General features: G+C 56.9%; 14 protein-coding genes and 1 pseudogene. 8 read left to right on the top strand and 7 right to left on the bottom strand.

The window, feature by feature from the left end:
• The first annotated feature begins 105 nt into the window (after window positions 1-105).
• Genes crtA through bchO form a run of 4 tightly spaced genes read left to right on the top strand, consistent with a single transcriptional unit; the run spans window position 106 to window position 4376 of the window.
• On the top strand, window positions 106-825 hold the full coding sequence (gene crtA / locus ACMVPR_RS17275; RefSeq protein WP_416883876.1) for a spheroidene monooxygenase: 720 nt from the start codon (window positions 106-108) through the stop codon (window positions 823-825).
• Window positions 822-1826 carry a magnesium chelatase ATPase subunit I gene (bchI, locus tag ACMVPR_RS17280; protein WP_300584333.1) on the top strand — a complete coding sequence of 335 codons (1005 nt, stop codon included), beginning with the start codon at window positions 822-824 and terminating at the stop codon, window positions 1824-1826. Before crtA ends, bchI begins: the two co-directional genes overlap by 4 nt.
• Window positions 1823-3511 carry a magnesium chelatase subunit D gene (locus ACMVPR_RS17285; RefSeq protein WP_416883877.1) on the top strand — a complete coding sequence of 563 codons (1689 nt, stop codon included), beginning with the start codon at window positions 1823-1825 and terminating at the stop codon, window positions 3509-3511. The genes bchI and ACMVPR_RS17285 overlap by 4 nt, the downstream gene beginning before the upstream one ends.
• Before the next feature lie 4 nt (window positions 3512-3515).
• Window positions 3516-4376 carry an alpha/beta fold hydrolase BchO gene (gene bchO / locus ACMVPR_RS17290; protein ID WP_416883878.1) on the top strand — a complete coding sequence of 287 codons (861 nt, stop codon included), beginning with the start codon at window positions 3516-3518 and terminating at the stop codon, window positions 4374-4376.
• On the opposite strand, the gene ACMVPR_RS17295 is transcribed toward bchO, so the two are convergent.
• From ACMVPR_RS17295 to ACMVPR_RS17305, 3 genes are all read right to left on the bottom strand, one after another.
• Complete coding sequence (locus ACMVPR_RS17295) at window positions 4343-4690, bottom strand: Smr/MutS family protein (protein WP_366914145.1); 348 nt, start codon at window positions 4688-4690, stop codon at window positions 4343-4345. The two genes, bchO and ACMVPR_RS17295, sit on opposite strands and share 34 nt — an antisense overlap.
• 233 nt (window positions 4691-4923) lie before the next feature.
• Window positions 4924-5925 carry a murein transglycosylase A gene (locus ACMVPR_RS17300; RefSeq protein WP_416883879.1) on the bottom strand — a complete coding sequence of 334 codons (1002 nt, stop codon included), beginning with the start codon at window positions 5923-5925 and terminating at the stop codon, window positions 4924-4926.
• A 38-nt stretch (window positions 5926-5963) separates the two neighbouring features.
• A complete protein-coding gene (locus tag ACMVPR_RS17305; RefSeq protein WP_416883880.1) occupies window positions 5964-6626 on the bottom strand; it encodes a Tim44/TimA family putative adaptor protein in 663 nt (220 codons plus the stop codon).
• 104 nt (window positions 6627-6730) lie between these two features.
• Here ACMVPR_RS17305 and ACMVPR_RS17310 point away from each other — a divergent pair, with 104 nt between their 5' ends.
• A complete protein-coding gene (locus tag ACMVPR_RS17310) occupies window positions 6731-7225 on the top strand; it encodes an FxsA family protein (RefSeq protein ID WP_292268217.1) in 495 nt (164 codons plus the stop codon).
• Window positions 7226-7291: 66 nt separating this feature from the next.
• Window positions 7292-7798 carry a protein-export chaperone SecB gene (gene secB / locus ACMVPR_RS17315; protein ID WP_292268218.1) on the top strand — a complete coding sequence of 169 codons (507 nt, stop codon included), beginning with the start codon at window positions 7292-7294 and terminating at the stop codon, window positions 7796-7798.
• Between the two features lie 3 nt (window positions 7799-7801).
• Here secB and dnaQ read toward each other — a convergent pair whose 3' ends face one another.
• Genes dnaQ through ACMVPR_RS17335 form a run of 4 tightly spaced genes read right to left on the bottom strand, consistent with a single transcriptional unit; the run spans window position 7802 to window position 10503 of the window.
• Complete coding sequence (dnaQ, locus tag ACMVPR_RS17320) at window positions 7802-8491, bottom strand: DNA polymerase III subunit epsilon (RefSeq protein ID WP_416883881.1); 690 nt, start codon at window positions 8489-8491, stop codon at window positions 7802-7804.
• Window positions 8484-9077, bottom strand: coding sequence for a dephospho-CoA kinase (gene coaE, locus ACMVPR_RS17325; protein ID WP_416883882.1), 594 nt, complete (start codon window positions 9075-9077; stop codon window positions 8484-8486). The genes dnaQ and coaE overlap by 8 nt, the downstream gene beginning before the upstream one ends.
• Window positions 9074-9907: a shikimate dehydrogenase gene (locus ACMVPR_RS17330; RefSeq protein ID WP_300584316.1), complete on the bottom strand. Its 834-nt coding sequence runs from the start codon at window positions 9905-9907 to the stop codon at window positions 9074-9076. The genes coaE and ACMVPR_RS17330 overlap by 4 nt, the downstream gene beginning before the upstream one ends.
• Window positions 9904-10503: a Maf family protein gene (locus ACMVPR_RS17335; RefSeq protein WP_416883883.1), complete on the bottom strand. Its 600-nt coding sequence runs from the start codon at window positions 10501-10503 to the stop codon at window positions 9904-9906. Before ACMVPR_RS17335 ends, ACMVPR_RS17330 begins: the two co-directional genes overlap by 4 nt.
• Window positions 10504-11013: 510 nt before the next feature.
• Between ACMVPR_RS17335 and rho the strand changes: the two genes are divergently transcribed.
• Together rho and mnmE are read left to right on the top strand one after the other, a co-directional pair.
• Window positions 11014-12282: a transcription termination factor Rho gene (rho, locus tag ACMVPR_RS17340; RefSeq protein WP_292266087.1), complete on the top strand. Its 1269-nt coding sequence runs from the start codon at window positions 11014-11016 to the stop codon at window positions 12280-12282.
• Between the two features lie 21 nt (window positions 12283-12303).
• A pseudogene (gene mnmE, locus ACMVPR_RS17345) lies at window positions 12304-13586 on the top strand (tRNA uridine-5-carboxymethylaminomethyl(34) synthesis GTPase MnmE).
• Window position 13587: the final 1 nt, after the last annotated feature.

Here is a 13587-nt window from a genome sequence, read left to right on the forward strand (position 1 = left end):
ATGATATACTGTCAACTTTACTTTACAATATTTTGCCGCTGGGGTGCGTCAAATTATTTAATATCTTCCCTGCTGCATCATAATATGTCAGACTAAGTTGACACTATGGGAACCGAAATGCAGACCGTGAGCCTGAGCTTTTACCGCTTTGCCACTCCGCTTTCGCGGATGTGGGCGCTGACAATGATGGGTGCGGCCCGCCTGTCTCTGCCGCGAATCGATGGTCTCCAGTTCTGGAAACTCTGCGGATCCGGCACCGGCGAAGGCTTCACGCCCATTCCCAACACATCCGTCTATGCCATCCTGACGGTCTGGCCCGATCTTGAACGTGCACAACAGGCACAAGCGGGCGAAACGATCTTTCAGCGTTATCGCGCCAAGGCGTCGGAACATTGGACCATCTTTCTGACGCCTTACTCCGCCCGAGGCGCTTGGTCAGGCAACACTCCCTTTGCCGAAGAAACGCCCCCACAGACCGGGCCCATCGCTGCGTTGACCCGCGCGACTGTACGCCCCGTGGTCGCCGCGCAGTTCTGGAAGCGCGTTCCCGACATCAGTGGCGTGATCGGCCAAGACCCGAACGTCCTCTTCAAGATCGGCATCGGCGAAGTTCCGTTGCTGCAACAGATCACTTTTTCCATCTGGCCCGATTCCCACAGCATGGCCGAATTCGCCCGCAACAACGGTCCCCACGCACAAGCCATTCGCGCGGTACGTGAGGGCAAGTGGTTCCGCGAAGAGCTTTATGCCCGTTTCCGCGTTGCCGACGAAGTCGGCAGCTGGGAAGGCCAATCCCCTCGCATTCTCAAGGATATCGCCGCATGAGACATCCGTTTCCCTTCTCCGCCATCGTCGGTCAGGACCAGATGAAACTGGCCATGATCCTCACCGCCATCGACCCCGGCATTGGCGGGGTTCTGGTTTTCGGAGATCGCGGCACCGGCAAATCCACCGCAGTGCGTGCGCTTGCGGCGTTGCTACCTGAAATAACCAAGCTCAAGGGCAGCGCAACAAACGCAGCCACGCAGGACGACATGCCGGAATGGGCCGATCCAGTCTCGGGCGAGCTGATCAATGTGCCCACTCCCGTCATCGACCTTCCGCTTGGGACAACCGAAGATCGCCTTGTTGGTGCCCTCGACATCGAACGCGCCCTCAGCCGCGGCGAAAAGGCGTTTGAACCGGGACTTCTGGCCAAGGCCAACCGGGGATACCTCTATATCGACGAAGTGAACCTGCTCGAGGACCACCTGGTCGACCTGCTGCTCGACGTGGCGCAATCTGGCGAGAACGTCATCGAACGCGAAGGTCTGTCGATCCGCCACGATGCGCGGTTTGTTCTGGTCGGCTCCGGCAACCCGGAAGAGGGCGAACTACGCCCGCAATTGCTCGACCGGTTCGGCCTCTCTGTCGAAGTCCGATCGCCCAACGATATTGAAGAACGTGTCGAAGTGATCCGCCGCCGCGCTGCGTTCGATACAAACCCCGACGCCTTTGTCGAAAAATGGTCTGTCGAAGACGCAAAGATCCGCGATGCGATCCTGTTCGCACGCGACGCGCTCAAGACCATCGACGCACCCGACGACACCCTGCGCGATTGCGCTGGCCTTTGTGTGGCTATCGGATCGGACGGTCTGCGCGGTGAGCTGACGCTTCTTCGCGCCGCACGCGCGCTCGCCGCATACAAAGGCAGTCCTGTCGTCACTCGCGATCACTTGCGGTCCGTGGCCTCCATGGCACTCAGCCACCGCCTGCGCCGTGATCCGCTGGATGATGCAGGGTCTTCCACACGGGTGGATCGCACCGTCGAGGAAGTCTTTGCATGAGAGAAGACCCCTCTGCCATTAACGTGCAGGGCCAACTTGCCCTGACGCTTCTGGCGATCGACCCGGCCGGGTTGGGGGGCCTTCATCTGCGCGCGCGCGCCGGACCGGTGCGCGATATGTTCTGCACACCGATCAAGACGCTGTTTCCCAAAGCGCGGCGCATTGCGCCCTCGATTTCGGATCTGCAACTCTTTGGTGGTGTCGATATTGGCGAGACGCTCACACGCGGTCAGATCATCCGTGCCAAAGGTATTCTGGAAACACCGACACCGCTTGTCTTCACAATGGCCGAACGCTGTGAACCCGGTCTTGCCGCGCGTCTTGCACAAAGCCTCGACACGGGCATCGGCCATGCGCTTATCCTTCTGGACGAAGGCGCCGAGAACGACGAGATCGCACCACCAACCCTGACCGAACGACTTGCGTTCCGCGTCGATCTGGAAGGGCTTCGTCATGTCGAACTGGCCCAGATGGTCATGAATGAGGCTGATATCGCGGCATCACGCGCCCGATTGGCCAGCGTTACGATTCCCGAAGATGTCCCAGCCGCTCTTGCGGTAACTGCGGTACGGTTCGGCATCGACAGCTTGCGCGCGCCGCTGATTGCCCTAGCAGCAGCCCGTGCAAATGCGGCTCTGAATAACCGCAAAACGGTCAATGAAGACGATCTGCAGATCGCCGTGCAACTGGTCTACGCCCATCGCGCGACCCAAATGCCGGTCGAAGAGGAAGAGCACGAACCAGAGGACAATACCCACCCCGACGACAGCCCCGATACGAAAAGTCCCGATCAGGACGAGTCAGACCTCAACCTGCCCGATGAATTGCTGATCGACGCGGTCAAAGCCGTTTTGCCGTTTGATGTGCTGGCCATGCTCGAAGGAACAGGACGCGTCAAAACCGCATCCGGAAGCGGTGGCGCGGGGCAAAAGAAGCGCGGCAATCGACGGGGGCGGCCGTTGCCATCGCGGGCAGGGCGGCTGGATGGCGGCAATCGGATTGATTTGGTCGCCACGCTGCGCGCCGCTGTGCCATGGCAAACCATCCGTCGCCAGCAGAACCCGACCCATACCGGGGTGATCATCCACCCATCCGACATCCATGTAAAAGTGTTCCAGGAAGTCTCCGACCGACTGGTGATCTTTGCCGTGGATGCCTCTGGCTCCTCCGCCGTCGCCCGTCTGTCCGAAGCAAAAGGCGCAGTCGAGTTGATGCTGGCCGATGCTTATGCCCGCCGGGATCATGTTGCCCTGATCGCCTTTCGCGGTGAAAGCGCCGATCTGATCCTGCCGCCGACGCGGTCCCTCGTTCAGACGAAACGCCGTTTGGCCGGACTTCCGGGCGGGGGCGGCACACCACTTGCCTCTGGCCTCAAGGCGGCGGCCGAACTTGCCCAGCGCGTTCGGGCACAAGGTCTGTCACCGTCCATCGCCGTTCTGACCGACGGCCGCGCGAACGTTCCGCTGCCCGGAAAAACCGGTCGTGCTGCGGCGAATGACGATGCGCAAGCAATGGCGCGGCATGTACGATCGCTCAACATTCCCAGCGCCATGATCGACACCTCTGTGCGACCGCATCGAGACTTGCGTACGCTTTGCGGCGTCATGAACGCAAAATACATTCCGCTGCCCCGCGCTGATGCCAAGGGCCTCAGCCAAGCCATCGAAACGGCGCTTGGCGGGTGAACCGATGGGCGCGGCAGAAACATTGACGGCCTGGCCTCACGCCGAATACTCGCGCTTTGTCGATGTACGCCCGCACCATTGGCATGTTCAGGAAATGGGGCAGGGCGACACCATCCTGCTCTTGCATGGCGCAAGCGGTTCAACCCATTCCTGGCGCGATGTCATGGACAACCTCGCGCAGGACCACCATGTCATCGCAATCGACTTACCCGGTCACGGCCAGACCAAACTCGGATCACGGCACAGATCGTCCCTGCCACTTATGGCGCAGGATGTTCAGGCCCTCATCGACCACGAAGGCTGGCACCTGAAAGCGATCCTTGCACATTCCGCCGGGGCCGCGCTGGCCCTGCGCCTTCTGCAATCTTCCGAAGATCGCATACCCTTGGTCGCGGTGAACCCTGCACTGACGCCGTTCAAAGGACTTGCCGGGGTTCTTTTCCCCATCGCCGCACGCGTTGTTGCGCTCAGCCCGATCATGGCAAAGATGCTCAAACGCAAGATGTCCGGACCGGGGCAGGTGGTGTCATTAATGGAGACAACCGGTTCAAAAATCTCGCCCGAAGGCTTGAACCTTTACGCGAAACTCTTTCGCAGCGACGCGCACCTGGATGGAACGCTTTTGATGATGGCGCAGTGGAAGCTGGATGGATTGGTCGCAGACCTGCCCAAGATCACGGTCCCCTGCACCTTCATCGTTGGCGAAAACGACAAAGCGGTGCCCCCTTCATCGGTGCGGGACAGCGCCAGTAAGATGCCGGATGCAACCGTTCTATCATTCGACGGGTATGGCCATCTGCTGCATGAAGAAGCACCGGCTTTGGTGGCGGATCAGCTTCGCGAAGTTCTGCGCAAATACACGTAATACGCGCCGCCGCCGCCATGGCGGATATGCGCTTCGGTCACGTCCATCACAGCCGTGTTCAACGGGGCCATGCGCAACCACAAAGGAACCTGCCGCTTGAGCACACCGCGTTGCTGCGGCATCGGATCGTGCGGATCGTCTTTCTGACCCTTGCCGGTGATCACCAGAACCAGTCGAAATCCACGCGAGTATGATGTCAGGATGAACCGTGTGAGCGACGGATGCGCCTGGTCGAGTGTCATGCCATGCAAATCGATGCGCGCTTCGGGCACCAGTTTGCCGCGCTTCATCTTGCCATAGGTCTTGGTGTCCATCACCGGCTTCGACGGAGCGGCGGTTTGTGGTTTCCGAACCAAGGACGTTGAAGGCGTTGCTTTTGTGCCTATGCCAAACGCGGTCGGCAAATCCAAAGGCTCAGGCTCTTTCTTTCGCTGGACCGTCGGTTTTGCGGGGTCCTTTGCCCTTCGCAAAGCTTGGGGCAGGGGTTTTGTCGAATGTGTAACCTTCTGCCAAAGTTCTTTTTCTTCGGGCCGCAGCCTTCTCCGGCTCATTGAAGCGCCTCGGGAAGGAACGCATAGGCACGCTGGATCGGCATCAAGACAACCATACGGCCAGGATCCTTGATCCGGCCTGCCGCGCGACCAGCTTCATCGCCAGTACCAAAGAAAACATCCGCCCTTTGCGCGCCTTTGATCGCAGAGCCTGTATCTTGCGCGATCATCAAACGTCGCAGCGGGCTGGCTCCGTCTTTCTCGATCCAGACGGGCGCGCCCAGCGGCGTGAACGCAGGGTCGACCGCAATCGACCGCATTGGCGTGATCGACCGGTTCATCGCACCAAGCGGTCCCTTGTCCGAGGGCACTTGGCTGACTTCGCGGAAAAAAACATACGAGTTGTTGTGAAAAAGAAGGTCCTCACCATCGACCGGGTTTCGGCGCACCCAGTTCTTGATCACATCGGCAGACACCTGATGCGGCTGATAGACGCCGCGCCGAACCAGTTCTTGTCCAATAGAGCGATAATTATGCCCGTTGGCACCGCCATACCCGACCCGGATCATCCGACCGTCAGGATAGCGGACACGTCCAGACCCCTGTACCTGCAGGAAGAACAGTTCAACAGGATCATCGACCCATGCGATCTCAAGACCGCGCCCTTCCATCACACCACTGGTCAGGATTTCACGACGGCTGAGCCATGGGCGCTGGTCATTGGCCTCGGGCGGCATCTTGTAGATGGGATGACGGTAGCGCGCGGTTCGAACGGGCGAACCGGACAGTTCGGGTTCGAAATAGCCGGTGAACAACGGCTCTTTGCCATCCGTGATCAGCATTGGGCGAAAGAACAGTTCAAAAAACTGGCGCGCGTCCTTTGCGTCGAAGGCCAAGGCACATAACGACGCCCAATCCGGTTCATCAAGGTCAGCGCAGGTGTTTCTGAAAACCGTCAAGGCCGATGCGTGATCGTCATCGGCCCAGCCGTCCAGATCCTCAAATCCAAGGATCGCATACTGCGTTTCGGGCTCGTTGGGCGCTACAGGTCCTGCCATCAAAACACCAAGACTTATGGCCGCGCCCAGCCTCCGGATCATTCGCCCGTGGCGACAAGCTGCCAATTCGGATCATCTACGCCCATACGGCGGGCATAGGTCCAAACGTCTTTTTGCCGCTTAACCTGGGTCGGCGACCCTTCAATGATCTCACCGGAACTGTCCCGCACGGTCGAGGTCAATTCCCCAATATACTTCACCGTGATTTCAGCAATGGCGCTCGCCTCGTCAAAGGTCGCATCCACCAAGGACATCTCGCGTACGCCGACAAACTCTGCGTCGATGGTCAATCCCTGCTCCTTCCGGGCTTCGACCACGTCCGCGAAGGTTTCGTACACATCGTCGGCAAGGAACGGTTTGATCTCGGCAAGATCGCCCCGTTCGAACCCCATCAGGATCATTTCGTAGGCGCCGCGCGCACCGCCAAGGAAATCTCCGACACCGAAGGACGGTTCAGCCCGCTTCATGCGGGCCAGTGCATCAGCAGCGTCGCTTCCCGCTTCGACATGATCCACGATGTTGTGGTCAGGGCCACCTTCGATGACTTCAAAATCCCGACGCGTGGACGAATGCGGCTCAGGTTGCCGCGGGAGCGGAGGCTTTTCGAAACCTTCCCGTGTACCCAACACGCTCTTCAAGCGCAGGATCAGGAACACGGCGATGCCGGCAAGCACCAAAAGCTGTATCAGCGGAGAATTCATCAGGACCTCGCCCAGACCAAAGTGGAAACGTCGTTGTTGTGTCCTTATGTAGGTGTTGGGCGATGTTTAGTCCACCGCACGCCCGGTGAAAGGAGTGCCCTGATATGTGGCTATTTGTGGCTTTTTTGCTCGTTCCGCTGATTGAAATCGCATTGTTTATCCAAATCGGCGGTTTGATCGGGCTGTGGCCAACGCTTGGTATCGTCATTTTGACGGCAATCCTTGGCACATATCTGGTCCGATCACAGGGCCTGATGGCGCTCAACAATCTGCGGGGCTCGTTCTCACGGCTCGAAGACCCGTCAGAACCGTTGGCACATGGCGCGATGATCCTGTTGGCCGGCGCGTTGTTGCTGACGCCCGGGTTTTTTACAGATGCCGTCGGTTTTGCACTGCTCGCGCCACCCGTTCGGTTGATGTTGATCGCTTACATACGAAAAAACATCAAAGTGCAGCGTTTTGAGATGGGGCCGCGCCCTGATCCGTTTTCCGACCAGAGCACCCGTCGGCCGCGCGACACCGTCATTGATGGCGAGTATCACGAGATGTCAGAGACCAAAAAACCAACGCATCAGGGTTCTGGCTGGACGAAGCATTGAGGCTTGGCAGATCGGCTGATAAGCAACGGTCAACTTTTGTAACGGTTGGATCCGAGGGAGAGACACATGGCTGATACGCCGGAAACCGCTGGCAATGGTGCAGCACCGCAGCAGGCACCCGTCAAGATGAACGTCCTCGCGCAGTTTGTGCGAGACATGTCGTTTGAAAACATCCTTGCTCAAAAGGGCGTTCAGGGCGAAGTGCAACCCGACGTACAGCTTCAGGTCAATCTTGATGCCAAGAAGCGGACAACAGCGAACCAGTATGAAGTGATCCTGAAACTTCAGGTGTCTTCCAAGGCGAAGGAAAGTGGCGATACGCTTTTCGTTCTCGAACTCGAATATGCTGGCATCTTCCAGGTCGAAAACGTGCCGGATGAGCAGCTGCACCCGTTCCTGCTGATCGAATGTCCGCGCATGTTGTTCCCGTTTGTGCGTCGCATCGTCAGCGACGTCACACGGGACGGTGGCTTCCCGCCGCTGAACCTTGAAACGATTGATTTTCTTCAGCTTTACCGCACGGAACTCGCGCGCCGCGCCAGCGCACAGCAGGCTGAAACCGCAAACGCTTAAGCGTTACAGCCGCTTCCAAAAAGCGGCGTCCCCAAGCTTTTCGACAAAGGCGGCGTGAGCCGCCTTTTCGTTTTCACTCAGACGGGACGGCAAAGGGGCAGGGCGCGGCTTGGGTCTCCATTCAACCGCTCCTTCACCGGCACCCGACTTGTCCTGCGAGACATTCAAAGCGAAGTCCGGCTGCTTGCCCCCGATCAGCTCAAGATACACCTCGGCCAGAATCTCGGAGTCGAGCAACGCGCCGTGAAGTGTGCGGGACGAATTGTCGATCCCGAACCGACGGCACAACGCATCCAAAGACGCAGGTGATCCCGGAAACTTGCGGCGCGCAATTGCCAGCGTATCGACAGCGCGATCAAAGGGAATCGGGGCACGTTTGACCCAGGACAGCTCAGCATTCAGAAACTTCATGTCGAAGGCTGCGTTGTGGATGACCAGTTTTGCGTCCCCGATGAAATCGACAAACGCCTGCGCGATATCGGCAAAGACGGGTTTGTCCCGAAGGAAATCGTCGCCCAAACCATGCACCTCAAACGCCTCTTGCGGCATGGCGCGTTCGGGGTTGATGTATTGATGATAGGTCTTTCCCGTCGGGACATGGTTGAACAGCTCGACCGCGCCGATCTCGACGATCCGGTCGCCTTGCTCAGGCTCGAAACCTGTTGTTTCCGTATCCAGAACAATCTCACGCATGGGTCATTCGTTTCCGTATCTGCTCCAATACATTGTGGACCTGCGCACGGGCATGTTCAAGCGTATCGGTCACGATCACATAGTCGGACCGTGCGCATTTCTCGTCATTCGGCATCTGTTTATCTCGGATCGCGTGGAACTGTTCGGGCGTCATGGTCCCCCGGTCGAGAACGCGCTTTTCCTGCTCTTCAGGTGAAACAGTGACACATACAACTGCGTCCATCTCTGTTTCGGACCCTGTTTCGAACAGTAGGGGAATGTCAAAAACCAGAATGTCCGCATCTGTCATTGCAGCAAACTGCGCCCGGTCTTCCCGCACCAAAGGATGCACAATAGCTTCGATCTGTTTCAACGCTTCGGGATCACGCGCGATGATCGTCCGAAGCGCTGCGCGATCAACCGCTCCATCCGAGATGGCATCAGGAAACAGGGTCTCCATCGGCAGAACCGCCGCGCCGCCTGTGTCGTAAAGACGATGAACAGCCGCGTCCGCATCCCAAACCGCGCATTCCGCCTCTTCAAAAAGTCGGGCTGTCGTCGATTTCCCCATCCCAATGGATCCGGTGAGACCAAGCTTGAACGTCACCGCAGAACTGCCGCCCTTACGTTTTCGTCCACCACGGGCCGTTTCCCGAACCAGCGTTCAAACCCAGGAACCGCCTGATGAAGCAGCATCCCCAAACCATCGACAACCCGACATCCTTGCTGCTCCGCCGTCGCCAGCAACCGCGTCTGCAACGGCGTATAAACAAGGTCATTGACGATGGCGCCCGGTTTCAGGCCGTCCAAAGGCACCCTCATCTCAGGTTTACCTGTCATGCCAAGGGATGTGGTGTTCACCACGAGATCCGCATCTTCCAGTACATTTCCCGCCTGAACCCACTCAATCACCTGAATGCGATTGCCGAAATCCTCTTTCAGCTTTTCCGCACGAATCCGTGTCCGGTTGGTCAACATGATCTTTGGAACACCGACATCCAGCAAGGATGCCAGAACCGCGCGACTGGCACCACCAGCGCCAAACACGACGGCTGGCCCCGACTTCGGGTTCCAGTCAGGTATGGCCTGACGGATGTTCTCGATAAAGCCATACCCATCGGTGTTGTCGGCGTGAATTCTTCCATCCTTGCGGAAGATCAGCGTATTTGCAGCTCCGATCAATGTGGCGCGGTCGGTGATCAGATCCGCGATCTCCATCACCTTTTCCTTGTGCGGGATCGTGACGTTTGCCCCGACAAATCCAAGATCAGCCAGACGCGGCAACAGATCAGCCAACTTGTCTGGTGCGATGTCCATCGGGATATAATGGCCCTTCAGACCATATTTCCGAAGCCAGTAGCCATGCACATTCGGGCTTTTGGAATGGGCTATCGGGTGGCCAATAACAGCGGCCAGGGGAATTTTACTGTCACTCATCCGTCGATCCGTCCGGTCAAAGTAAGGTGGTTCAGAAGTTCCAGTAACGGAAGTCCGAGCACCGTGAAATAGTCACCTTGGATCTGTGTGAAAAGCCGTACGCCTTCCTCCTCGAGCTTATACCCTCCGACAGAGTGGCGAATGCTGTCCCAATTCCTGTCGATGTACCCATCAAGATAGCTGTCCGAAAAATCCCGCATCGACAGGCGGACCACACCGGCATGGCGCCATTTCGGCTCGCCATCCTGATACAGGACCGCCGCGGACAACAATTGGTGAGACCTGTTTCGCAACATCTTGAGCTGCGAACGTGCTTCGTCGGGAGTTTGCGGTTTGGCGAAAACTGTCTTGTCCACGGCCAGAACTTGATCACACCCCAACACCAGCGCGCCGGGCGTCTTGTCAGACACCTTGCGCGCCTTCATCTCCGCCAGCGTATCGGCGATATCACGGGGCGATGCCGCTTCTGCTTCCAATGCGCGGCGAATGGCGTCTTCGTCGATTCGTGCGACGATGACATCGAATTGAATCCCGGCGTTGCGAAGCAGTTCGGCGCGGATCTGAGATCCAGAGGCAAGGACAAGGTCGAGATTCATGTGGACAACTCTACGGACAAGTTCTGTTTCTTTACAGGAGCGTTCTGGGGAAATCCGACCGTATCGGCAAGTCTGCACAGATCTCGGCAAGTTGCTCTGGATCGCCACACGGGTTTTACCGGTTGTGTAAAGGATAAGTCGGGCGTTTGGACAAACGACCTGCGTCGGCGTCTTTCCTAGGTTTTTCCCCGAGTTATCCACGGGAGGTGTGAAACTAAATATATTTTAAACAAGTACTTAGAGATAAAATATAGCTGTGACAGGGCTTATTCCCACAATGATCCACATGTCTTAAATCTGTGGACGAAACCTGTAGAACGCAGTAATCCACATCGGTCGTACCGTGCCTCTATTCTCAAAATCCTTTCTTTTTTCTTAATTTATTTATTGATTGGGTCTGGTTTGACAGCTTCCGTCCCCTCGGCTAAGAGCAATACAGTCCTGTTCTGGACCACACCTTCCTGAGACAACGATGACACGACTGCGACGACCAGCAGTCCGGGATATTTCATGACAGAAAAGCTGAACCTTGCCGATCTTAAGGCAAAAAGCCCCAAAGACCTTCTGGCGATGGCCGAGGATCTCGAGATCGAAAACGCATCCACCATGCGTAAAGGCGAGATCATGTTCCAAATCCTGCGTGAACGCGCGGATGAAGGTTGGACGATCTTCGGGGACGGCGTTCTTGAAGTTCTGCAAGACGGGTTTGGCTTTCTTCGCTCTCCCGAGGCGAACTATCTGCCCGGTCCCGATGACATCTATGTCTCGCCTGAAATGATCAGGAAGTTCTCTCTTCGGACCGGTGACACCATCGACGGTGAAATCAAGGCGCCCGAAGACAACGAACGCTACTTTGCTTTGATGGACTGCACCCAGATCAATTTCCAGGATCCCGAGCGTGCCCGTCACAAAATCGCGTTTGATAACCTGACACCGCTTTATCCGGATGAGCGACTTATCATGGAGATCGAGGATCCCACGATCAAGGATCGCTCTGCCCGTATCATCGACCTCGTTGCGCCGATTGGTAAAGGCCAGCGTTCGCTTATCGTTGCGCCTCCGCGGACGGGTAAAACCGTTCTCCTGCAGAACATTGCGCACTCGATCGAGCGCAACCACCCGGAATGCTATCTCATCGTTCTCCTGATTGATGAACGCCCGGAAGAAGTCACCGACATGCAGCGTTCCGTCAAAGGCGAGGTTGTGTCCTCCACCTTTGATGAACCGGCCACACGCCACGTCGCCGTTTCCGAAATGGTGATCGAAAAAGCCAAACGTCTGGTCGAACACAAGCGAGATGTTGTTATTCTTCTCGACTCAATCACAAGACTTGGTCGTGCATTTAACACAGTTGTGCCGTCGTCCGGTAAGGTTCTGACCGGTGGTGTGGACGCCAACGCGCTCCAGCGGCCGAAGCGGTTCTTTGGTGCAGCACGCAATATCGAAGAGGGGGGTTCGCTCACCATCATCGCAACGGCGCTTATCGACACCGGCAGCCGGATGGACGAAGTCATCTTCGAAGAATTCAAAGGCACCGGTAACTCGGAAATTGTCTTGGATCGTAAGGTTGCGGACAAACGTGTCTTCCCGGCGATGGACATTCTCAAGTCAGGCACACGGAAAGAAGAGCTGTTGGTTGACAAGATCGACCTTCAGAAAACCTTCGTTCTGCGGCGGATCCTCAACCCGATGGGCACCACAGACGCCATCGAATTCCTGATCTCGAAACTCAAGCAAACCAAAACGAATTCGGAATTCTTTGACTCCATGAATTCGTAAACCTGGCGGGCCAGCAACGTCATGGACACGATCTTTGCCTTGGCGACCGCGCCGGGAAAATCAGGCGTTGCGGTGATCCGGGTTTCGGGGCCAGAGGCGCTATCTTGTTGCAACGTTTTCGGTTTTGAACCGCCTGAGCCTCGAAAAACCGCCCTTAGAAAGCTGGTCCACCAGACGCGCGGGTTTCTGGATGAAGTGTTGGTCCTGACATTTGAAGAAGGCGCGAGCTTTACTGGTGAGCGGGTTGTAGAAATTCACACGCATGGAAGCATTGCGATCATCAACAGCGTTCTGGATTGCCTGAAGGATATATCTGGTTATCGGCCTTCTGCCGCTGGCGAATTCACCCGACGTGCGCTGAACAATGGACGGCTTGACCTGACCCAGGTCGAGGCGCTCGCCGATTTGATCGATGCCGAAACCGAGATGCAACGTAAGCAGGCGTTGAACGGGTTCACTGGTCGTCTGCGGGAAAAATCGGAAACATGGCGTGCCGACCTGATCCACGCTGTTTCGCTTTTGGAAGCCACAATCGACTTTGCCGATGAAGAGGTACCTGTCGATGTGTCGGCGGATGTTGAACGGCTTCTGACTAACGTTATCACTACCATGGACCACGAGATCAATGGATATGGGATCGCGGAACGTGTCCGGACTGGTTTCGAAGTGGCGATCGTCGGGCCGCCAAATGCGGGGAAATCCACACTTCTCAATGCGTTGGCGGGGCGCGACGCAGCAATCACGTCGGAAATTGCCGGCACCACACGGGATGTCATTGAGGTCAGGATGGATTTGAGTCTCTGCCGGTGACCTTTCTCGATACGGCTGGTTTGCGCGATACAGAGGATATGGTCGAATCGATCGGAATTGAACGGGCGATGACGCGCGCTATGTCCGCCGATCTTCGTGTTTTTCTGAAGGGTGACGGCGGCTTTGATAAGCTGGTCCCATTGGATCATGATATTGTAGTCGAAGGAAAATCGGACCTTCGCAACGACGGTGTTGGTGTGTCTGGTCTAACGGGGGCAGGCGTGCAGAAACTGATCGAAGACGTGAAAACATATCTTCTATCGCACGCAACCTCTGCCGGTCTGATATCGCATGAACGACAGAAGCTGGTTTTGGACGAGGGCAGGGATGCTCTGAAAAAGGCGTTGTCGTTCACTCAGGCGGGTCCGGGCACCTATGATCTCGCTTCGGAAGAACTTCGCTCAGCCGTTGTCACACTTGAACGACTGGTGGGTCGTGTCGATGTGGAAGATGTGCTAGACAAGGTTTTCTCGAGCTTTTGCATCGGAAAGTAAG

The organism is Marivita sp., from assembly GCF_048006345.1.
GTDB lineage: Bacteria > Pseudomonadota > Alphaproteobacteria > Rhodobacterales > Rhodobacteraceae > Marivita.

Coding starts and splice junctions, on each gene's coding strand:
- ACMVPR_RS17335 (WP_416883883.1), bottom strand. CDS start 10,503: ATGAATCTCGACCTTGTCCTTGCCTCTGGATCTCAGATCCGCGCCGAA.
- ACMVPR_RS17295 (WP_366914145.1), bottom strand. CDS start 4,690: ATGGACACCAAGACCTATGGCAAGATGAAGCGCGGCAAACTGGTGCCC.
- ACMVPR_RS17300 (WP_416883879.1), bottom strand. CDS start 5,925: ATGGCAGGACCTGTAGCGCCCAACGAGCCCGAAACGCAGTATGCGATC.
- bchI (WP_300584333.1), top strand. CDS start 822: ATGAGACATCCGTTTCCCTTCTCCGCCATCGTCGGTCAGGACCAGATG.
- bchO (WP_416883878.1), top strand. CDS start 3,516: ATGGGCGCGGCAGAAACATTGACGGCCTGGCCTCACGCCGAATACTCG.
- rho (WP_292266087.1), top strand. CDS start 11,014: ATGACAGAAAAGCTGAACCTTGCCGATCTTAAGGCAAAAAGCCCCAAA.
- secB (WP_292268218.1), top strand. CDS start 7,292: ATGGCTGATACGCCGGAAACCGCTGGCAATGGTGCAGCACCGCAGCAG.
- dnaQ (WP_416883881.1), bottom strand. CDS start 8,491: ATGCGTGAGATTGTTCTGGATACGGAAACAACAGGTTTCGAGCCTGAG.
- crtA (WP_416883876.1), top strand. CDS start 106: ATGGGAACCGAAATGCAGACCGTGAGCCTGAGCTTTTACCGCTTTGCC.
- ACMVPR_RS17310 (WP_292268217.1), top strand. CDS start 6,731: ATGTGGCTATTTGTGGCTTTTTTGCTCGTTCCGCTGATTGAAATCGCA.
- ACMVPR_RS17305 (WP_416883880.1), bottom strand. CDS start 6,626: ATGAATTCTCCGCTGATACAGCTTTTGGTGCTTGCCGGCATCGCCGTG.
- ACMVPR_RS17330 (WP_300584316.1), bottom strand. CDS start 9,907: ATGAGTGACAGTAAAATTCCCCTGGCCGCTGTTATTGGCCACCCGATA.
- ACMVPR_RS17285 (WP_416883877.1), top strand. CDS start 1,823: ATGAGAGAAGACCCCTCTGCCATTAACGTGCAGGGCCAACTTGCCCTG.